The sequence below is a fragment of the Limnothrix sp. FACHB-1083 genome (assembly GCF_014696485.1).
Classification (GTDB): Bacteria; Cyanobacteriota; Cyanobacteriia; order CACIAM-69d; family CACIAM-69d; genus CACIAM-69d.
Genome location: NZ_JACJQD010000003.1, coordinates 435,824 through 456,717, shown reverse-complemented (window position 1 = coordinate 456,717; position 20,894 = coordinate 435,824). Strand labels below are relative to the sequence as shown.

Annotated in this window: 20 protein-coding genes and 1 pseudogene; 8 read left to right on the top strand and 13 right to left on the bottom strand. The window is 56.2% G+C overall.

The window, feature by feature from the left end; translation table 11 throughout:
- Positions 1-278 precede the first annotated feature (278 nt).
- From H6F46_RS06145 to H6F46_RS06135, 3 genes are all read left to right on the top strand, one after another.
- Positions 279-752, top strand: coding sequence for a hypothetical protein (locus H6F46_RS06145; RefSeq protein WP_190353944.1), 474 nt, complete (start codon positions 279-281; stop codon positions 750-752).
- A 61-nt stretch (positions 753-813) separates the two neighbouring features.
- A complete protein-coding gene (locus H6F46_RS06140) occupies positions 814-1,920 on the top strand; it encodes an ArsA family ATPase (RefSeq protein ID WP_190353943.1) in 1,107 nt (368 codons plus the stop codon).
- A 67-nt stretch (positions 1,921-1,987) separates the two neighbouring features.
- Positions 1,988-2,569 (top strand): Uma2 family endonuclease, encoded by a 582-nt coding sequence (locus H6F46_RS06135; protein WP_190353942.1) that lies wholly within the window; start codon positions 1,988-1,990, stop codon positions 2,567-2,569.
- Between the two features lie 567 nt (positions 2,570-3,136).
- Here the strand turns inward: H6F46_RS06135 and H6F46_RS06130 are convergent.
- Entirely contained in the window at positions 3,137-3,565 is a 429-nt protein-coding gene (locus H6F46_RS06130; RefSeq protein WP_190353941.1) for a hypothetical protein, read from the bottom strand.
- A gap of 236 nt (positions 3,566-3,801) precedes the next feature.
- On the opposite strand from H6F46_RS06130, the gene chlG reads away from it, so the two are divergent.
- The 3 genes from chlG (at position 3,802) to H6F46_RS06115 (ending at position 5,929) form a co-directional block, all read left to right on the top strand.
- Complete coding sequence (gene chlG, locus H6F46_RS06125; RefSeq protein ID WP_190353940.1) at positions 3,802-4,803, top strand: chlorophyll synthase ChlG; 1,002 nt, start codon at positions 3,802-3,804, stop codon at positions 4,801-4,803.
- A gap of 148 nt (positions 4,804-4,951) precedes the next feature.
- Positions 4,952-5,212, top strand: a complete 261-nt coding sequence (locus tag H6F46_RS06120) for a chlororespiratory reduction protein 7 (RefSeq protein WP_099533386.1) — start codon at positions 4,952-4,954, stop codon at positions 5,210-5,212.
- A gap of 75 nt (positions 5,213-5,287) precedes the next feature.
- Positions 5,288-5,929 (top strand): molybdenum cofactor guanylyltransferase, encoded by a 642-nt coding sequence (locus H6F46_RS06115; protein ID WP_190353939.1) that lies wholly within the window; start codon positions 5,288-5,290, stop codon positions 5,927-5,929.
- A gap of 28 nt (positions 5,930-5,957) precedes the next feature.
- Here H6F46_RS06115 and H6F46_RS06110 read toward each other — a convergent pair whose 3' ends face one another.
- Entirely contained in the window at positions 5,958-6,557 is a 600-nt protein-coding gene (locus H6F46_RS06110) for a LexA family transcriptional regulator (protein WP_099533384.1), read from the bottom strand.
- Positions 6,558-6,918: 361 nt separating this feature from the next.
- Here H6F46_RS06110 and H6F46_RS06105 point away from each other — a divergent pair, with 361 nt between their 5' ends.
- Complete coding sequence (locus H6F46_RS06105) at positions 6,919-7,533, top strand: DUF3122 domain-containing protein (protein WP_190353938.1); 615 nt, start codon at positions 6,919-6,921, stop codon at positions 7,531-7,533.
- A 272-nt stretch (positions 7,534-7,805) separates the two neighbouring features.
- Here the strand turns inward: H6F46_RS06105 and hpf are convergent, their stop codons facing one another.
- Positions 7,806-8,405, bottom strand: coding sequence for a ribosome hibernation-promoting factor, HPF/YfiA family (gene hpf / locus H6F46_RS06100; protein ID WP_099533382.1), 600 nt, complete (start codon positions 8,403-8,405; stop codon positions 7,806-7,808).
- 205 nt (positions 8,406-8,610) lie between these two features.
- Here hpf and lipB point away from each other — a divergent pair, with 205 nt between their 5' ends.
- The gene (lipB, locus tag H6F46_RS06095; RefSeq protein ID WP_190353937.1) at positions 8,611-9,339 is read left to right on the top strand and encodes a lipoyl(octanoyl) transferase LipB; all 729 of its coding nucleotides are present in this window, start codon (positions 8,611-8,613) and stop codon (positions 9,337-9,339) included.
- On the opposite strand, the gene hypB is transcribed toward lipB, so the two are convergent.
- The 10 genes and pseudogenes from hypB to H6F46_RS06050 all read right to left on the bottom strand — a co-directional run bounded on the left by hypB (position 9,336) and on the right by H6F46_RS06050 (position 20,790).
- Entirely contained in the window at positions 9,336-10,349 is a 1,014-nt protein-coding gene (hypB, locus tag H6F46_RS06090; protein ID WP_190353936.1) for a hydrogenase nickel incorporation protein HypB, read from the bottom strand. The genes lipB and hypB overlap by 4 nt on opposite strands.
- Positions 10,340-10,681, bottom strand: coding sequence for a hydrogenase maturation nickel metallochaperone HypA (locus tag H6F46_RS06085; RefSeq protein WP_099533379.1), 342 nt, complete (start codon positions 10,679-10,681; stop codon positions 10,340-10,342). The genes hypB and H6F46_RS06085 overlap by 10 nt, the downstream gene beginning before the upstream one ends.
- A 135-nt stretch (positions 10,682-10,816) precedes the next feature.
- The gene (gene hypE, locus H6F46_RS06080) at positions 10,817-11,932 is read right to left on the bottom strand and encodes a hydrogenase expression/formation protein HypE (protein ID WP_190353935.1); all 1,116 of its coding nucleotides are present in this window, start codon (positions 11,930-11,932) and stop codon (positions 10,817-10,819) included.
- Positions 11,933-11,979: 47 nt separating this feature from the next.
- Positions 11,980-13,158 carry a hydrogenase formation protein HypD gene (gene hypD, locus H6F46_RS06075; protein ID WP_099533377.1) on the bottom strand — a complete coding sequence of 393 codons (1,179 nt, stop codon included), beginning with the start codon at positions 13,156-13,158 and terminating at the stop codon, positions 11,980-11,982.
- A 183-nt stretch (positions 13,159-13,341) separates the two neighbouring features.
- Positions 13,342-13,587 carry a HypC/HybG/HupF family hydrogenase formation chaperone gene (locus H6F46_RS06070; protein ID WP_190353934.1) on the bottom strand — a complete coding sequence of 82 codons (246 nt, stop codon included), beginning with the start codon at positions 13,585-13,587 and terminating at the stop codon, positions 13,342-13,344.
- Positions 13,588-13,713: 126 nt separating this feature from the next.
- Positions 13,714-16,596, bottom strand: coding sequence for a carbamoyltransferase HypF (gene hypF, locus H6F46_RS06065; protein WP_370567092.1), 2,883 nt, complete (start codon positions 16,594-16,596; stop codon positions 13,714-13,716).
- A 540-nt stretch (positions 16,597-17,136) separates the two neighbouring features.
- Positions 17,137-17,364 (bottom strand): annotated as a pseudogene (locus tag H6F46_RS19780) (acylphosphatase); the annotation flags it as partial.
- 931 nt (positions 17,365-18,295) lie between these two features.
- Positions 18,296-19,423: an aldo/keto reductase gene (locus H6F46_RS06060; protein WP_190353932.1), complete on the bottom strand. Its 1,128-nt coding sequence runs from the start codon at positions 19,421-19,423 to the stop codon at positions 18,296-18,298.
- Positions 19,424-19,519: 96 nt separating this feature from the next.
- Positions 19,520-19,810, bottom strand: a complete 291-nt coding sequence (gene gatC, locus H6F46_RS06055; protein WP_099533373.1) for an Asp-tRNA(Asn)/Glu-tRNA(Gln) amidotransferase subunit GatC — start codon at positions 19,808-19,810, stop codon at positions 19,520-19,522.
- A 458-nt stretch (positions 19,811-20,268) separates the two neighbouring features.
- The gene (locus tag H6F46_RS06050) at positions 20,269-20,790 is read right to left on the bottom strand and encodes a photosystem I assembly protein Ycf3 (protein ID WP_099533372.1); all 522 of its coding nucleotides are present in this window, start codon (positions 20,788-20,790) and stop codon (positions 20,269-20,271) included.
- Positions 20,791-20,894: the final 104 nt, after the last annotated feature.

Sequence of the window (20,894 nt, the reverse complement as noted above, 5' to 3'; positions counted from 1 at the left end):
TTTGGGACAAATGATTTGGCCAGCGCTAGTAGTGGCGTGACAGGTTTCATTCATTTAGATCTCTTGCACAAATGAAACCCCTCTGAATCACGATGGGCTGATCAACGATCATCTCGTAGGTTGGGTTGAGGCACGAAACCCAACAGCAGTAAGGCTTGCAGTGATTGAGTTGGGTTTCGCAAAGCTCAACCCAACCTACTAGCTGGAGAGCGATCGACCTCGCACCACCCCACAGGAACTTGCTAGGCTGTGGGTAGCGACCTCACCCCGATCGCCCCATGACCACCGAAACTCGCCTCAACACCCTCGAAGCCCAGCTCCAGCAACTGACGATCAACGTCACCACCCTGGCCAGCGTCACCACGCAACAGTCCTTTGATTGGAATCAGCGGTTTAGCCACCTCGCCGAACTGACGGCCGCGAATACGCAGGCGATCACCACCAACACACAGGCGATCGGGGAATTACGCTTGGCGATCAACGGTCTGCAACAGGCCATTGAAGGGTTAAATAACCGGATCACCCAATTGGAGCAGATCGTAGACGATCGCACCGATACGTTTCTGGGCTTATTTGACCAAACCTTTGCCCGCATCGATCAACTCCAAGCCGCTAGCTTTGCCCGCATGGATCAGATGCAAGGCGACATCAACACCCTAAAAACAGATGTCACGGGCCTGAAAACAGATGTCACAGGCCTGAAAACAGAGATTCAACGGGTGATCGAAATTTTGGGCGAGATGCGGCAGTAAATACACGCCGGTCGGCAATCGTTGGCACAATGGGGGGCGACAACGCTAGAGGAGTGCGATCGTGGCTTTCACGCTGACGCTGTTGGGAAAAGGGGGATCGGGGCGATCGACCCTGGCGATCGCGGCGGCGATGGCCCTGGCCAACCAAGGCAAGCGGGTGCTGCTGTTTGGGCAAGATGCCGGGCCCACCCTGGGCATGATGTTGGGAACGGGGGCGATCGGCTCAGATCCCCAGGCGATCGGCTCCAATCTTTGGGCCGTGCAACCGGCCGCCACCACCCTGCTGGAACGGGGCTGGGATGAAATTAAGCGCCTAGAGTCGGAATATTTGCGCCAACCCTTTTTCCGCAATGTCTATGGTGAAGAACTGGCCGTGTTGCCGGGGATGGATCGGGCGCTGACGTTGAACACCCTGCGGCAATACGAAGCCTCGGGAAATTACGACGCGATCGTCTATGACGGCAACAGCGATCGGGCAACCCTGTTAACCATCGGCGCACCGGAGGTTTTGTCCTGGTATGTGCGCCGCTTCCAAAAGGTGGTGGCCGAGTCGGATTTTGCCAAGGCGATTTCGCCCTTTGTGCAGCCGATTTCCATGGCGGTGTTGAGCAGTGGCGGCATGTCTAGCACGCCGTGGGAAGGCCCCTTGGGTGAGTTTCAAGACTTGCTCGATCGGGGACGAAACTTGCTGGCCGATCCGCGTCGAGTGGCGGGCTGGTTGGTGGCCAATGGCGATCCGGTGTCGCAGTCCTTGGCTCAATACCTGTGGGGCAGCGCGCAACAGGCGGGCTTAACCGTGGGCGGGTTGTTTTTGAATCGATCGCGTGATCCAGGGGCGATCGGCTCAGAGTTCAATCCCCTGAGCGTGACGGCAATTCCCGAGCAAACCACCACCCCAAATTGGGACGCGCTGATCCCGTTGATGCCGGATTTTGCCACCTTGGCCCAGCAGGCTCCCCGCCCGATCGAAATCGACTTAGCCACCCAACAGGTGAAGCTGTTCCTGCCAGGGTTCACCAAGGAGCAAATCCACCTGACCCAATCGGGGCCAGAGGTGACGATCGAAGCGGGCGAACAACGCCGCAATATCTTCTTGCCGCCATCCCTGGCCGGGCGATCGGTCAAGGGCGCAAAATTCAGCGATCGCTACTTGATCATTTCCTTTTAAGCTCAGCCCCCACCCCTCGATCGTGCAAGACAATGGGATCGGCTGACCCTCTGGAGGCAATGTGGCCATGACGCTGCCAACCATCACCCCTGCGTTGACCCTGGCGGACTTTTTGCGGCGGCCGGAGATTGACGAATCGCCCGCTTGGGAATTTCACGATCGCCTAGCCCAGCAAAAGCCCATGCCCGGAGTTCAACATAGTCGGCTGCAAATTCGGTTGGCGGTGGCGATTAACGCGATCGCTTCCGGTTGGGAAGCGTTGCCGGAGTTGCGTTGTACCTTTGGCGATCGGTCGATCGTGCCGAATTTGTCGGTGCTGAAAACCGCTGAGTTGCCGATCGACTCCCAAGGAATGGTGATTGCTGAAGGGATTGAGTTTGCCCCGGCTTGGGCGATCGAGATTTTGTCGCCAGCCCAGGGCGAAACCCGTGTGATTCGGAATCTCACCCATTGTTTGGCTCATGGCAGCCGGTTGGGATGGTTGGTGTTGCCGCGCGATCGGGTGGTGGTGGTGTTTTTGCCCGATCGCGCTCCAGTGGAGCTGGCCGGGGGCGATCGGTTGCCGGTATTACCGGATTTGGATCTCAATTTGACGGGCGATCGGCTCTTTGGCTGGCTGGCGGGTGCTGCGTCAACGGAGCGGGACTAACCCAAGAGAGACGGGCATTGAGTGGGGTGCTTATACTAGCGGCATCCCCTTTCCCTCACGAAACGCCCGTAGGGTGCATGGGAGAAAGCTTGGCAGGCCATAACAATCCCCATTCATCTCCCATGCACCGCCACCCGTCACGCTTGCAACGACGATTCCCGATCGGTTGGGTGGCGATCGATTTTCGGTGCATGGGAGAACAAATGCAGCGTTTCGTGACCATTGGGCCTTGCTCCCATGCACCCTACGATTTTTCTGCGATAAAGAAGCCGCCGAAAAATCGATTGGCTTTTTTAAAGCCATATCCCAAATTCTTCCCAGCCTATCGAGTGCTATCAATGGTTTGCTGGGTCAAATTACGGCTCTGTTGGGCTGAAATGCCCCCGATCGCTCAGCCAACAAACAGCAGCGAAACGGACAAACCCGATCGATTCCCGTAGGGGCGAATCGCCATGCGCCCTCCGATACGCGAGATCTACGAGAGACCCTGGCGGAGGGCGTACCGCCGTACGCCCCTACTTGTTTGTTGTTTTTGCAAGAAAACAGCATGGTGATCTCGAAGGGTGATCAACGCATGAAAAAGATGACCCGCAAACAGCGCGACAGGAACATCCAAAAGCTCTTTCCGCCAATTGCCGACATTAAGCCGATGATGCTGCCGGACACGAGCATAATTGTGAGCAAACTGCTGCCGGTTGTTGCACCGCCAACAACGCCCAAGGTAATGGCTAAAAGCGGCCCAAAGAGCGCCCCTGCTAAAAAGCGCACCAAAAACATGACCCATGGAGCGGTTGGTTTCTGCTCTGGTGGGGGAGCCGCAATACCAGCGGGAGAGGCTGTCGCTTTCGGGGGCGATCGCGTCGGTGACAGGTGCTTAGGCTGGGTCTGTGCTGCCATGCTGTCAGCAAGGGATGGCAGTTCACGGTGAGTTGACAAGGGATTAGAGGAGTCATTGGGTGATGACTCTGAAGAAGATGGTGGGGGAGGCTCAGCCATAGGGCGATCGATCTCATCCAATCCAAATTGCGTGAAGAATTACGTCCGATTACAACACCAAATCAGGCGCTCCTCCGTTCTAGCGCAATTAGTATTAATAGGAATTGGGCGCAGTTTGTGTGGCAACAATCGGCAGTCTTGTTCTTTAATTCCACGCTGACGGCGGGTTGAGTGGGAGAGCAGACGCGATACCATGGCTCCCAACGACAAGCAAGATCCAACCCATCGATCGAACCATGACCACCGAACCCAACACCGAGGCGATCGAAACGCCCACCCCCGCCGAAGACAGCGGCTCCAAGACCCGGCAAATGCTGGGGATGAAGGGAGCCGCCAGCGGGGAAACCAATATTTGGAAAATTCGCCTGCAATTGATGAAGCCGATCACCTGGATTCCCCTGATTTGGGGCGTGGTCTGCGGGGCGGCTTCCTCGGGGCATTATGAATGGACGCTGGAGAATTTCCTGAAATCGGCGCTTTGTATGTTGATGTCGGGGCCGTTGCTGACGGGCTACACCCAAACGATCAACGACTACTACGATCGGGAAATTGACGCGATCAACGAACCCTATCGCCCGATTCCCTCCGGCGCAATTTCGATTCCGCAGGTGGTGACGCAAATTTTGGTGTTGCTGTTCGGGGGCATCGGCGTGGCCTACATCCTCGATCGCTGGTCGGGTCACGAATTCCCAATCATCACGGCCTTAGCGATCGGCGGTTCGATCGTCTCCTATATCTATTCCGCACCGCCCCTAAAGCTGAAGCAAAACGGCTGGCTCGGTAACTACGCCCTCGGCGCGAGCTATATCGCCCTGCCTTGGTGGGCGGGCCAGGCGCTGTTTGGCACGCTCACGCCGACGGTGGCGGTGGTGACGCTGATCTATAGTTTGGCGGGCTTGGGCATTGCGATCGTCAATGACTTCAAGAGCGTGGAGGGCGATCGCACCTTGGGTCTGAAATCCCTGCCTGTGATGTTCGGCATTGGCACGGCCGCTTGGATTTGTGTGGCCATGATCGACACCTTCCAAATCGGTATTGCGGGCTATTTGGTCAGCCTGCATGAGAATTTGTACGCCTCAATTTTGGGTCTGTTGATCATTCCGCAAATCGTGTTCCAGGATATGTATTTCCTGCGCGATCCGCTGAAGAATGATGTGAAATATCAAGCCAGTGCTCAGCCCTTTTTGGTGTTAGGAATGTTGGTGGCTGGCCTAGCCATGGGTCATGCTGGAATTTAGATCAGATCACCAATCCAAGCCAGCACCAGACAAGGGACTTAAGCCCCTTGCCCCAAGAGTTTTGGGATGATTGGTAGGGGCGCACCGCCGTGCGCCCTTTGCATTTTGGGACGGTAAAAACGGTTTTTTCGAGCAGGAGAAACGATCAATGGCTGATGCAATGCTGTATCAAGAAAATGAATATTTTGTCGTGCTCGAAACCAATCAGCCCGAGGTGATTTTGTCCGTGGAGGAGTTGCGCGAAAAACTGACCGGCGTGGTGGAATCCTTGGGCGATCGCCTGCCGCGTGACTTGCAACGGTTGACCACCACGGAAGCGCGGGTGCGATCGCTCATTGAAGAAGCCTGCGAGCTGGACTTGGGCCCCGATCGATTCTTGCAGTGGTATGCCGTCCGCCTGGCAAAGTAAATTGGAGACTCAGGGATGGCCCGGGAGCATTGTGCTCATCACTGAGAACCATGGCCCGCAGGTGGATAAGCACTCATGATTCAGGCAGCAATCTTGGCAGGTGGTCAAAGTCGCCGAATGGGGCGCGACAAGGTGTTGCTGCCTTGGAACGGACAGCCCATGCTCCATCGGGTTTGTGAGGTGGCCATTTCGGTGACGGAACGCCGACCAATTATTTTTTCGCCCTGGCCGGAACGCTACCAAACCCATCCCGCCACGGCTGCCTTGCCGGTGGATTGGTGGCGGGAGTCGGTGGCCGATCGGGGGCCGCTGTTGGCTTTTTCAGAGTTGCTCGATCGCGCGGCCCGAGACCTAACCGACATTAACTGGGTGTGGCTGCTGGCTTGCGATTTGCCCTGTTTGGATGGGCCCGTTTGTCGTTCCTGGCTCGATCGCCGCCACGCCCTCAGTTCCAAGCAAGTGGCGCTGGTTCCACGCACCGATCGCGGTTGGGAACCCCTGTGTGGGCTATATCGACCCGCGATCGCGCCCCAACTGCGGACTTTTATTGATCAAGGCGGGCGATCGTTTCAGGCCTGGTTAGACCAACTGGCGACGGAACAGCGAGCCATTTATCTACCGCTGACGACGCTGGAGGCGGCTACCTTGCGCAACTGCAACAGCCCTCAGGATCTGCAAGATTTTTTGCGTCACCGGGCCCCGGTCTCAGAAGACTAGGATCAGATTGCTCTGGGTTAATCAACAGTTAGCGGAATTGGTGAATGGCGCTGGCCACAATCCCCAAAATCTTAAACACCATCCCTTCGGTGATTTGCAAGGGGGCATAGATCGGATTTTCGGAATGCAGAAAAATGCGACCATCCAGCACTTGCAGCCGCTTGACCGTTACCTTGTCATCCACCAACGCCAGTACGATTTGTCCCGTCTGGGCGTTATCCGCCTCGGAGGCATCAATCACCAGCATGTCATCGGGATAGATGCCAATGCCGATCATGGAGTCCCCCGTGACCCGCACCAAAAAAGACTCGCTGGGATGCCGACTGAGATAGGTGTTCAGGTCGATCGCGTCGGGTTCCGTGTCCTCTTGGGGCGCAAAGGCATGTAACCCAGCGGCCGCCGGCATTTCATAGAGGCGCAGGGGTGGCGTGGGGTGGTCTTCAATGCGTTGGAGCCGGCCATCGGCGATGGCTTCCGTTTCCAATTGATCAAGCTGCCATTGGGCCAGGAGTTCCGGCAGGCGATCGACAAAACTGATCGGCAGTCGAACCGCTTTGGTGGGTTCGCCATATTTACCTGTGCCTTTGGGACGACCCGCGCCCGGACGGCGACCGCCTCGACCGGTCATAGTGACTCCTTGGATTGAATATGCTGAATTTTGAAGATGATCGGTAAGCTAAGAAAGCAGCGGTGGGCCATGAGTTTGTTGGCGATTTTGCTGCCCCCATCGGGTTCAGCGCCAGGGCCAAAACTTGCCCGAACATTTACCAGATAGCCAGTTGGTTTGGCGTTTGCTGACTTGACGCTGCTGATTTTAGGTTGCTGAAATCTTGGCTTGGGTTTTCTGGCTTGAATTTCCTGGCTTGGATTTCTTGACCTGGATTTCTTTGCTGGGGTTGCTGAATTGCTATCAACGCATTGATTGCAGTACACGAATTTAGACTAGCACGATCGCCCGAAAGAGTTACTCCACAGAATTGAGAAGAATTATGAGAATTTGGGAAAGCATTATGAATCGCCAAAAGAGTCAAAATATCCAAACAAGCAAGGGAAACGTTCGATCGCCCCAATTGCCCGAGTGGTGGATGGGTTGGCCTGCGTTAGGCAAGGCCTTGGGGTTGTTGTTGGCGGTTGTGCTTTGGGGTTGGGGGCTAATGCCGGAACCCGCGATGGCGAGCCTGCATCCCTATCCCCTTCCGGGCGATCGGGTCTTGTGTCGATCGTTGCAGTCCCTGCGAGATCAGCGCGATCGCAGTTGGCAATTGGTGTTGTTTGGCGAAGCGGCCAACGGACAACCACCCACAACAGGATTTCGGTTGCGGGTGGTTGGGTTTCCCAGTTTGCAGGTCAATCGCGATCGATCTTTAATCGTCACCAATTCCACAGGGGCCGTTGCCCAGCTTGCGGATCAGTTCCCGATCGATTCATTAGCCCTCAACACCGGAGAATATGAATTTGATTCCGTAGCAGGTCGGTTAAATCAATTAGGTATTTTGCGATTAACCATTCCCGTCGGTGATGCTGATCAGGCAGAAATTCCCGTACCGCCTTTTGTTTTACAAGAGTGGAAAATGCTTCAAAAATCAGGATGTCCCAAGGCTTGAGGCAGTCAAAATTGTGGTGGCATAGGATACTCAACAGACCCTAATCGCAAGTCTGAATTGTCCAAGGATCGTTCAACAAATTGCTACTGAATCAATTACTCATGAAGGAGTAATCTTCAGGTGGCTAATTCAGCCTCAGCGGGTGTTTAAAAAGCTAGATCCGGTAGGCAGCTTACTCGATCTACAACAAGGAGCTTAAGCCCCTAGGGACAAGGGGCTATGGTATTTAGCAGATATTTAGCAAGTGCTTCCCGATGCTTTTCAAGCAACCTCTAAGCAGCGGAAGAGTTCTCGGCAAAGCGTTGGGCCTTGCGGGGTTGAATCACGCCGTAACCGCCATGGTTCCGTTCATAAATCACGTTGATTTCACCCGTTTCTGAGTTGCAGAACATGAAGAAATCGTGATCAACCAGCTCCAGTTGCTCCAGGGCCTCCGCGATCGTCATCGGGGCCATTTCAAAGTATTTCGTCCGCACCACATCCGCCGGCAACTCGGGTTCTCGGGGCGGAATAATGGTTCCGACCGGCATTTCGCCCAGCACTTCTGCGGTCTTCACCGGCTCGCGGCGACGTTCTTGATGTTTTTCCTTATACTTGCGAAGTTGACGGGCAATTTTGTCAGCAACCATGTCAATGCTGGCATACAGGTTCTCGCTGCTTTCTTCAGCTCGAACAACTGTGCGGTTCGCGTAAATGGTCACCTCAGCCGTTTGGTTAGAATCAATCCGGGGGTTGCGAGCTACCGACAGGTGCACATCCACTTCAAGAGTTAAGTGTTGAAAATGGCTGACGGCCTTTTCAATTTTTTGCTGAACATAGTCACGCAGTGCATCGGTAATCTCGATGTTTTTACCCTGGATGACAAGCTTCATAGAGCTTCCTCCCCTTCGAGATGGGTGATACTTTCAACGTAGCACTTTGGGATCGGGGGAAGAATTTCCTTTAAAATCTTTTGCATCTGTTGATGATTCTTGACCTTTTCTTCAGTGATTCCCCACAAACCATCACCAAACTCCCCTTGGCAATTCTCAATCTTTATGGTTAGGGCTTTATGGTTAGGGCATTCGGCTAGAGTTTATGGTCTGTGATGCTGCTACTGAAACCAATGGGGAAAGTGCCGGGCCGATCGCCCCCTGTTGGCAACTGAATTTGCAAACCACAGCTTACGAAGTGGCTTGGGGTTGGCAGCGCCAGTGGCAGGCCGATCGAATCGCGGATCCGACGCTGCCCGATGGGTTAATGCTGTTGGAACATCCGCCGGTTTATACCCTGGGGCGTGGGGCCGATCGCGCCTTTGTGCGGTTTGACCCCGCAACCCATCCCGTGCCGTTAGTGCCCATTGAGCGCGGGGGTGAGGTGACCCACCATTGCCCTGGGCAGTTGGTCGGCTATCCGATTTTGAATTTGCGCCGCCACCAACCGGATCTCCATTGGTATCTGCGCCAGTTGGAAGAGGTGTTGATTCGGGCGATCGGGACTTGGGGCTTGGGTGCGGAACGGCTGCCGGGCCTGACGGGGGTGTGGCTAGAGGGGTGCAAGGTGGCGGCGATCGGGATTCAGGTCAGCCGTTGGGTGACCCTGCACGGCTTTGCTCTGAATGTGGATTGTGAGCTAGCGGGCTTTCGGGAAATTGTGCCCTGTGGAATTGCCGATCGCCCCGTGGGCCGATTGGCAGATTTTGTGCCTGGATTGACGGTGGCCCAGGTGCGATCGGTGGTGGCAGAACAGTTTGCGGCGGTGTTTGGCCTGCGCTTGGAACCCTGCCCCCCAAACCACCGACCGGCGGGCGCATTGATGTTGCCCTAGGGAGCCAAATCGGCGGTGGCCACAGGACAGGCTCGATCGCGTTGAGCCAAAAGCCAGTCGTACCAGTCGGCCAACCCTTCGCCGGTCAGAGACGAGAGGGGCAAAATTCGCGCCTTGGGGTTCACCTGCTTCACGGCGGCGATCGCCCGGTCTAGATCAAAGGGCAAGTAGGGCAGCAAATCGATTTTGCTCAGCAGCACCAAATCGCAGGCCCGAAACAAGTGTGGGTACTTCAGGGGTTTATCTTCACCTTCTGTGACCGAAAAAATCCCGACCCGGGACGCTTCTCCCAAGTCAAACAGCGCAGGACAAACCAGGTTGCCCACATTCTCGATCGCCAAAATGCTGCCCGGTGGCGGTTGCAGTTGCTGGCAGCCTCCTTGCACCATGGCCGCGTCTAGATGGCAACCCGTGCCCGTGTTGACCTGAACCACGGGGCAACCGGTGGCCCGCACCCGCTCCGCATCATTCAAGGTGGCCTGATCCCCCTCAATGACGGCGAAGGAGACTCGATCGGCCAAATCCGTCAGGGTTTTCACCAGCAGCGTTGTTTTGCCGGCCCCGGGCCCGCTCATCAGGTTCAGGGCCCAAATGCCCTGGGTTTGGAACCATTGGCGGTTGGCGGCGGCCAGTTGGTTGTTTTTGTCGAGCAGCCGTGCTTCGAGGTGCAGGGTTTGGGTGACCGGATCCGTTGCCGTCAGAGAGGGGCGATCGGCTAGGTGATGATCCAAACCGGCCTGGGGATGGTCGTGATGGTGAGGATGGGAATGGTGGTGATGGTCATGGCTGGGGCTGGCTGCTTCGGGCCCGTGGCGATGCACCACCACTGAGCCATCGGGATGTTGGTGACTGTGCCAATCGGAGCCGATCGGGGAGTGGCCCAAGGCGGGGTCGATCGCCTCGGATTGGGTCAGCTTATTTTGGGACAGGTTACTTTGGGGCCGCTCACTGTGGGATAGGTTGGTGATCGTGACCGATGCCCCCTCATCACAACCGCAGGTTACGCACATGGGATGATCTCCAAGGTTTTTAAAATCAAATCTTGGCCCGCCTCGATCGCCCAATCCAAGCTGTTGCAATGGGGGCAAATCCCCACCACATCATCCAGGGGGAAATCTCGGCCGCAATGGTGGCAGCGGGCCCGGCCAGGCACGATTGTGATGTCCAACTCCGCCCCCTCCAGGGCCGTGCCCATGGCGCAGGGGCCAAAACAAAAGGCGATCGCCTCCGTGGAAATGCCCGACAGGGCCCCCACGGCCAAACCCAGTCGGCGGATGGGGGCCCCCTGGGCCTGGGCCAGCGCCAACCGCACCAGTTCCTGAGTAATGCCTAGTTCGTGCATTGCCTTTCTCCTGTGTTCGATCGGCCCGAACCGATTAGCTCAAACTAATTAGCTCAAACCAATTAGCCCCGATTAGCCCAAACCAATTAGCTCAAACCAATTAGCCCGAATCCATCGGCCCTCGCAAAATCGGCCCTAGCAAATCCGAGGCAAGGGATCGCCCATCGGCCACTCAATAATTCGTTCAGAACCAAAGCGCGTTTGCAAAATCACCACTGGTGGATCCGCCTTGGTCACATGGCCCACCAAACAGGCCTCCCGCCCTTCCGGCAGCATTTGCATGGCCATCAGGGCCCGCGCCGCAAATTCCCCCGGAACCACCGCCACCAACAGACCTTCGTTGGCCATGTGCAAAGGATCGAGACCCAACACTTCACAGGCGGCGGCCACGGGCGGCCGCACAGGCAACGCCGCCTCTTCGAGCACCATGCTGACGCGGCTGGTTTGGGCAAATTCATTTAGCACGGCCGCCACGCCGCCCCGAGTGGCATCGCGCATGGCCCGCACGGTGGGACAAGCTTCACAGAGGGCCGCCGCCAGATCATGTAGGGGCTGGCAATCGCTGGTGATGTCCGCTTCGAGGGCCAAGTCTCCTCGGGCTAACAAAATAGCCGTGCCATGGTCGCCCATGGGGCCACTGAGCAGAATGGCATCACCCGGTTGCAGGTAGCGCGGCCCGGGCACTTGGTTCGATCGCGCCACGCCCACCCCGGCGGTGTTGATATAAATCTGGTCACCTTTGCCCCGAGGTACAACCTTTGTGTCGCCGGCCACCACCTTGACACGGGCCGTGTCGGCGGCCAGTTTCATGCTCTGGGCAATGCGGCGTAGCAGGGCGATCGGGGTGCCCTCTTCAATGATGAACCCACAGGAGAGATAGAGCGGCTGGGCCCCGGTCACGGCCAAATCATTCACCGTGCCATTGATGGCCAGGCTGCCGATGTCGCCGCCGGGAAAAAACAGCGGATCCACCACGAAGGAATCGGTGGTGAAGGCCAACCGATCGCCCCGGGCCATGAACAGGGCTAAGTCCAGCCGCGCACTGTCATCCAGCGCATTGAGGGCATCGCTGTGAAAGGTTTCTAGGAAAATATCAGTGATCAGGTTATGGGTGGCCCGGCCGCCGCTGCCGTGGGCCAGGGTGATGTAGCCTTCGTCGTTCGATCGGGTGCGGTGCTGGGGCTGTTGAAACTCGAGCACGTTAGATGGGGGGGTGGCGAGGGAATCGGACGGATGATTAGAAGAAGCCATAGCATCAGGAGGTGAGGGCGGAAATCACGGCGATCGGGCCAATGCAGCTATCGGGCCAATTCTGATTGCAGCGGGGGGCGGGCGGACGCTTCGGCAAATCTGCGGGGTGCAGCCATGGGTGATCGGGGGCCCCCGTGACCGTATTTGTAATAGGCAGCGCAGGCCCCTTCGGAGGAAACCATGCAAGCGCCTAGGGGATGGTCAGGGGTGCAACCGCGCCCAAAGGCACTGCATTCCCAGGGTTTGAGCTTGCCCTGCAAAATGAGGCCGCATTGGCAAACGGGTGAATCCTCACTGGCTTGGCTGGGTAGGCAATAGCGCTGTTCTGCATCAAAGGCCGCAAAGGCCGGAGCGATCGCCAAACCCGATCGGGGCAAGGATCCCAAACCGCGCCACTCAAATTGCTCTCGCACCGTGAACACCTGGGCCAGGGCGGCCAGGGCTGGACTGTTGCCCTCGGGCTTCACCAGCCGGTGATATTGGTTTTCCACGGCACAGCGCCCTTCAACCAACTGCAACAGCAACATCCAAATCGATTGGAGCAGGTCGATCGGTTCAAAGCCTCCCACCACCACCGGTTTCTGATAGCGATCGACCACCGCTTGATAGGGATCAGTGCCAATCACGGCGCTCACATGGCCGGGGCCAATGAACCCATCCAAACGCAAGCCGCTGGCCTGGAGTAGAAATTCCAGAGCCGGGACAACGAGCACATGGTTGCAAAAGACGCTGAAGTTGGCTTGCTGGGCGCGGGCCGCCGCCAGGATGGTCATGGCCACGGCGGGAGCGGTGGTTTCAAAGCCCAAGCCAAAAAAGACCACGGGCCGATCGGGATGGGTTTGGGCCAAGGTCAGCGCATCGAGGGGCGAATAGACCACGCGCACATCGGCACCCCGGGCCTTGGCCTGCATCAGGCTGCCCCGCGCCCCGGGCACTCGCAGGGCATCGCCAAAGGTGGCAAAGATCATGCCCGGTTGTTCTGCCAGGGCGATCGCGTCGTCAATTCGGCCCCGAGGCATGATGCACACGGGACAGCCGGGCCCATGGATCAGCTCCACGGTTTCCGGCAGCAGGGCTTCGAGGCCATGTTTGAAGATGGTGTGGGTCTGGCCGCCGCAGACTTCCATCAGGGCCACGGGGCGATCGAGCCGTTGCGCTAAATGGGCAATTTCCCGCACCCACCCCGCCACCGACGCGGGATCACGAAATTCCGTCACAAACTTCATCGCAAACTCCTGAAACGGCTCTTCAAACGGCTTTTGGGTAATGACTGCTTCAGCAAATGACTTCTTGAAATGACTTCTCGAAATGACTTCTTAAGGCACAGTTTCTGGAACAGGGTTTGAGACAGGCAGACTGGATCGCGCGGGAATTGGATCGCGCGGGAATTGGATCGCGCGGGAACTGAATCACGCGGGCGTTGTCAGGCGATCGATCCAAGTCAGGGTTTCCGTGGCTGCGGCCACATCTAACTCTTCCAAGGCAAAACCCGCGTGAACCACCACCCAGCGCCCCACCCACTGCTCGATCGGGCGATCGGGCGTGACCAAACAGGCCAAGCTGACCGATCGCCGAACACCGCTCAAATCAACCGTGGCTAGCTGTTGATCTCCACTGACAATGGCCACCACTTGGCCCGGAACCGCTAAACACATCCTGAAACCTCTCAATAACTCCTAAGGGCTGGCGTTGAATGGCTTGTGATTTTGATGGCTTGTGATTTGAATAGCTCGTGATTCCCGGTGATTCCCATTGGCGACCAGCACAGGATCACCGAGTCCCTAAACATGGCCCAACTGGAGCCAAGCGGCGGCGATCGCCGTTTGCCCCAACGCCAAGCCCCCATCGTTTACGGGAACCTGTTGCGGCAACAGCAACGGATCGTGCAGATTGCTGGCCATCAGGGCGGCTTCCAAACACTGCAACAACAGCCGATTTTGGAAGACTCCACCACCACAGGCGATCGCCCCAAAGTGCAATCCCTGCTGTTTCAAGGTTTGGGCCGCTTGCACCAAAGCCTGGGCCAAGCCGCGATGGAACCGCAGGGCCATCACCGCCTCGGGCAGCCCCAGGGCCCGATCCAAAATCAGGGCTTCCCAAAGGGCTTGGGGATGCAGCCACAGCAGCGATTCCGATCGCAGCTCGATCAGGTAGGCCTGCTGATCTTGATCCCAAGCTTGGCGGGCTAGGTTTTCGAGGGCGATCGCCGCTTGCCCTTCATAGCTCAAGCAGTCGGGCGCACAGCCCAAAAAGGCCGCCACCGCATCAAACAGCCGTCCGCAGGATGAAGACCAAGGGCTGTTGAAACCCGTTTGGGCCATGCCCGTCAGCAGATTCAGCGGCTTTTGAGCAAACCACTTTTCGGAGTCCACCCGATCGAGCAGGCCCGTGGCGTGGAACTGGGCGTATAGATTGCGCCAAGGCTCCTGAGCAGCGCGGTTGCCCCCCAGTAACCGTGCCGGCCACAGGGCCCCGACTCGGTGATATTGCTCGTAGGTTGTCCACAGCAGCTCGCCGCCCCAAACCGTGCCATCGCTGCCCCAACCGAATCCATCCAGGGCAATGCCCAACACGGGCGGGCGATCGAATCCCCATTGGTTATCGGCCAAGCAGGCGGCAATGTGGGCATGGTGGTGCTGAATGCGCAACAACGGCACTTCCAAGGCCTTGGCCAAGGATTCACCCACCTTCACGGCTTGGCCATCCGGGTGCAAGTCCACGGCGATCGCGCTGGGGCGGTGGTCAAACAAGTTGCGCAAGTCCGCGATCGCGATGCTGTAGGCCTGGAGGCAGGCGGGCGAGTCCAAATCTCCAAGGTGAGGCGAAAGGATCGCTTGTCCGTCCCGCGAGAGGCAAATGGTGTTTTTCAGATCGCTGCCCAGGGCCAAGATCGGCGGGCTGTTGGTGAGGCCCGGCGGCAGGTTAATGGAACTGGGAGCGTAGCCGCGCGATCGGCGAATCACCTGCACCGAAGTGGGCAACACTCGCACCACCGAATCATCCACCCGATTCAGGATCGATCGGTTGTGGAGCAAAAAAGCATCGGCGATCGACTGCAACTGCAGATGGGCTTCGTGGTTGTCAATGCATTGGGGATTGCCGGCCCGGTTGCCGCTGGTCAGCACAATGGGCCGATCCACCGCGCTCATCAGGAGATGGTGCAGGGGGGAGTAGGGCAACATCACCCCCGCCTCCGTCATGTCAGGAGCCACCGACGGGGCCAAATAATGGGGATCGCGGATCGTGAGCAGCACGATTGGGGCAGCCCCCCCTAAGAGGAGCGATCGCTCGTGATCACTGACTACGCAAAACTGCCGCACGGACTCCAAATTGCGGGCCATCACCGCCAAAGGCTTGTGGGGGCGATGTTTGCGGGCCCGCAGCCGTTGCACCACGGCTTCCTGGGTGGCATCGCAGGCTAAGTGGATGCCGCCCAAGCCTTTGATGGCCACGATCGCTCCCTGGCGAATGGCTTCTGCCGCCTGGGCGATCGCCTGCTCATCCTTCACAATCGGCCGTTGCTGGCTGGGTCGCTCAAACCAAATGCGCGGCCCGCATTCCGGGCAGGCCGTGGGCTGGGCATGGAAGCGACGATCGCCCGGATTATCGTAATCGCGTTGGCAGTCGGGACAGAGCTGAAACCCGACCATGCTGGTGCGCACCCGATCGTAGGGCAGGGAGCGAATGACCGTCAGCCGCGGCCCGCAATGGGTGCAGTTGACGAAGGGATAGTGATAGTACCGACTGTCGGGATCGTGCAAATCCCGCAGACAGGCGGCACAGGTAGCCGTGTCTGGCGCAATTTGGGTGCGCACCGGGCCCGACTGGCTCTCCAAAATCCGAAAAGACAAGGGCGATCGCCCCAGGAGTTCCGCCGAGGACAAATCCAGGGCTTGGCTGCGATGGGAAACCGGCAAGGGAGCCGATCGAGACACGATCGGGGTTGGGGGTTGCAGCGGCGTATATAACGCTGGCCCCGGATCCGCATCATCCACCACCACCGGCACGATCGGCCCGAGGGGAGTCGTGGGCGGTTCCGTCGGTTCCAAGGGCCGCAACCGATCGATGGCCGGCTCCAAGAGTTCCGCCAGCTCCTCCGCCAAGGAGTTGGAAAGTTCTGGATCCAGGGGCTGATGTAAGTCTTGAGCTAAATCTTGGCCTAGACCGTGATCCAACCGATTGGCATCTAACTTGGGATCCGACGGGCCATGGTTCAAATCTTGATCGCTGGGCCCCACCCGATCGCCCGATCGCCGATCTGAGATGCCAGGACGGACATCAGGACGGATGCCAGAACGCGGCCCCCAATCGCCCGATGGTTCGCTGGGAGCAGCCGTGGGTGAGCTATCAAACAACTGATCCAAGCGCGATCGAGACAGGGAATCACTGGCGGGGGCTGCGGCTCCGTTGCCATCAACGGCCGAGCGGGGATCATCCCAATTGCCCCGATCGCCTAAATCCGTCTGATCCGCGCCGGAATGCTCATTCAACTCAGTCCGTACCGGATCGACCTGATCCAACCGCCCAGCGCTCTCGGATTCCGCGCCATGCTCAGGGTCGATCGGGGACGGCCGATCACCTTCGGGGCCCCTGTCTAACCAGCGCGATCGGCCATGGTTGCCCGCTTCCCCTTGCCCCACGCTTGATCCTTCCCGAGGATCCATCGCCATCACTTCTCCATAGGTTTTCCCAGCCTGTCGCTCGATCGTGCCGTCATCGGCAACCGCCACGGCACTCCATGGGGCCGGCTGCGCGGTTTCCGCCGTCATCACCGACCCCTCCGCCAGCGACTCCGCCACTGGATCATCGGTATAGCTGGAGCGATGTTCTGGTCGCAAATGCAAAGGGCAGCGGGGGCCCTGAAGTTGGTTCTCGGTTGATTGCCCTTGGTGACTGTGGGCCCGGGTGGCCTGGCGATTGCGCTGGATTTCCATCGCCGTTTGTTGCCCCAGGGCGATCGAATGTTCATCCCAAGTGAGATCGTCGGATCCAGACTCGAAGGTCGCTGTGAACCTGGATGGCCCGGTGGGCAAGCTTGTTAGCCGCTCTGTCGCGGATTCGGTTGCTGATTCTGCGGGTAATTGCTCAGGTAATTGCTCAGGGGCCGCCAGCTTGCCCAATGCACCAGATTCCGACGGAGAAACAGCAGGCAGGTTGCCACTCGACGATGGCAGTCCTGGCTCCATCAATTCCGACAGGGCGATCGGGGTTCGGATCAGCGTATCAATGCGGGAAAGGGGCGGTTTTTCCTGATAAAGCCGTTGTAAAAAAACATCAATTTGATCCGGATATCCCGCAATCCGAATCACCACGCCAACTCCATCATTCGCCACCGATCCCATCAGTCCACATTCGATCGCTAGTCGATAAACCGTGGGACGAAAGCCGACTCCTTGGACAACGCCAACGACCCGAATTTCTTCGGCTCTCATCGTCAACGATTGCTCGTCTTGAGTGCTGGCCATGGCATATTCTCCCAAAGGAGCGGCATCAAACATACAGGTTTACTTAGGTTGGTTTCCTTAGCAGGGACTAGGAACCAGGTTCAAAGGCTCAAAATTCCCTATGTCAGATGTAGCGCGTTTGCCATGAAAATAGAGGAATCTTTTTGTTTTTTTAGCTTTTACTATCAGCAATCTTTAGAAACCTCTGTGTTTTTTAAAGATCATCAACAATGGTTCTTGAATCCGGATTCGATTAAAGGTTCAAATCCATACTCGAATTTCTTGGATCTTTAAGAAAGATTTAATGTTTGAATTATTTTTTAGAAGGGTCTTAGGTCTGATCTGGGTAGATTTTGAGTGTATTTCAGATCCCCTGTCTATGTGTTGTAAAGATTACGTAGTATTTTTGCAAAAATGGTCGCAAAAATAACAAAGAAGTGTTTTATAAATGGTTCAAAAGAAACTTAAAGATGCTTTGGAGATAATTTGAAAAGTATTTAGAAATGATCTAAAAAATTCACTTTTTGAGTCAACTTGAAGCGTAATGTATTGAAGAATAAAGTGAAAAAATCAGAAAACAGTCTGACCTGCTGTTTGCTAGGTTTTACGAGGAACTCAAAAAAATTTATACCCCAATCTGAAATGCGACTTAGAAACGAAATTCAAACAAGTTTGTACTGCTATCTAAATTTGGATGGCGGCAATTACTTTCAGCTCTCAGGGGATATCTGAAAGGCCTAAACGGCTACCTTGCGGGTCTCATCAACTGACGAAGACAAGGGGCTTGAGCATCTTGCCCCGACGATGATGATTGCTTGAGCTGTGCCGAAAGCCACTCTTCAGATATTCCTTCAAACATCCTTTCAAATACTCTTTCAAATATTTCCTGCAACCCTTCATGATGCTGATATCCAGTTGCCTAATCCCAAAGGCGACGACCCCAACGGCCGCTGAGTCGATCGTGGGTGTCTTGCAACAGGTCGGGAATGTTTAATTGTTCGGGGCAACGGGGCAAGCAATCCCCACATTCTGTGCAGCGATCGCCCCGTTGTCCTGGAAACCAATGTCCAGCATTTTCAAACATGCCGTAGCGGTAGCGGCCAAAGTCCACCATTTTGAAAGCCACCGCCAGATTACGCAGCCGCAACACCTCTGGAATTTGAATTTCCTCGGGGCAGGGCAAGCAGGCATAGCATTGGGCACAACGATCGGTTTCGAGGGCCGCAATTTGGTGTCGATCGAGCCGATTAAAAATTGCCTGCTCTTCCGCGCTGAGGGGTTCGGTGCGCTCAATCCAGGGTTCGATCGCCCCCAACTCTTCCACCTTGGCGGGGCCAACGCTCAGGGTGGTGATCCCCGGTTGGGCCAGCAGCCAACGGTAACCGGCTCCCAAGGGCGACAGGGGCGCACAGAGTTGGCTCAAGGTAGGCGGCGGGGTGTAGAGCTGTCCCCCTTTGTCGGCGGGGGAAATGATGAAAATGCCCAAATCCCGATCGAGGGCCGCTTGAACAGCGGGGGCATTGCGTTGAAAAAAGTAGTTGAAATGTAAATTGACAAACTCAAATTGATCGGTGGCAATGGTCTGCAAAATCAAAGCCAAGGGCCCATGGGTGGAAAATCCCAAGTGGCGAATTCGACCATCGGCCAGGGCCCGATGCAACGCGGCCATTCCCGATTGTTGGTCTTGAATCCAATCCAAATGTTCTGGCAGATTCACCCCATGAATGGCTAGGCAATCCAAATAGGGCGTTTGCAGGCGTTCCAGGGATTCGGTCAGTTGCCGATCGATCTCTTCTGGGCTGCCGGTGGGTAATAGTTTGCTAGTGAGAATGACTCGATCGCGCGGCACAATTCCTTGGGCGATTGCCTGACCGACAAAAACTTCGCTGGCTCCATAACCCCGAGCGGTTTCAAAATGGTTAATTCCCAGCTCGATCGCCCGAGCAAATACTTCGGCCGCCTGCTCAGCGGAATCCAAACACCGCATTGTCCCCAAGGAAAAGACGGATAGTTGGAGATTGGTTTTGCCAAATCGTCGATATTGCATGAGCCAGCTTGCGTGAGCCATAAAAATGGGCGGAATTGAATCCGCCCACCCCGTGTAATTTTTGGATGGGTCAGAGTTCCTAACCCGATCGCCCGTTTAGCTGTTCAAGATCTTGGGCACTTTGAAGAAATCTTCATCGCGATCGGGCGCACATCCTAACAGACCTTCCCGATCGGTGTAGCGATCGAGTTGATCAGGGCGCATCACGTTATTCACATCGATCGCCCGGGTGGTGGGTTCCACATCGGTCACGTCCAACTCGCTCAACTGTTCCACATAGGTCAGGATGTTGTTGAGTTGGGCGGCGAATTTTTCCTCCTCTTCAGCAGTCAGTTGAATTCGCGCCAAATGGGCAACCTTGCGAACTTCGTCCAAACTGAGGCTCATAGCAGCTCTAATTGCGATGGTTTGTTTGTTGAAAGGTCAATTTCCAGGATCTCAACAGATCAAGCAATTGAATCCTAAGTGGCAATACTAGGCGATCGCCCTCGGGCCTGTCGTCATTACCTGAGATCAAGCTGGAACGGCTGATTTTCCTATGCTCGATCGTCGCTCAATCGTCGTAACAAGGGGCTTAAGCCCCTTGTCTCACACGATCGGTTAGCGAGGGAATCAGGGCTTTGGGCGATTTGACGACAAGGCCTAAGCCCCTGGTTTCCCACGATCTGTGAATGATGGACTTCAACATTCATCCCTCGAGTATTCATCCAAGGATTAATCCAAAGTTAGTCTAAGGATTGACTCAGGAATCAATCTAGATCTCAAAAGGATTGACTCAGGAATCAATCTAGATCTCAACTCGAAAATGAGCATCCAATCGATTGAAAAACGATGGGAAAATCAACCTAGAAGAAGACATCCATGTTCGATCGACCGGTGGTTTTTAACCAGTTTTGGGCCTCGATGTAGTTGTTGGGTGCTAAGCGAATGGCCCGCTTCCAATATTCCGCCGCCTTGTCGAACCAACGCTCGGCTGCTTCATCTTCGCCGCTGGCTTGGGCTTGCTCGCCGTTGTAGTGATAAATCACGGCGATGTTATTCAAGGCCTGGGGCATTCGCGGATTCTGATCAAGGGCTTGGTGATAGTAATCAACGGCTTTGTCCCGTTCGCCATTGCTGGCAAAAATCAAGGCCATGTTATACAGGATGAAGCTGCGATCGTAGGGATCTTCTTCTAGGTTCAGGGCTTCTTCGTAGTTTTGCAAGGCTTCGGCATATTCACCTTCGCCTTGGGCAGACATGCCATCTCGGTAATAAACAAAAGCTTCTTTCGCTTTTTTGTTGGTGGGCAGCACTTTCAGAATCAAGTCCGCCATCACCGTAAAGGTTTTGTCAATAAAATTGTCGTTTTTTTGAGTTCGAGGCATGGGTCAAGCTGCTTTTGAAGCCAAAATAGGGAACGATTGCTGATGGAGTCTGCTCCATAGCTTAACGCCATGGGTTGCCGCATTGCGCGGTAGGGGGATGATTC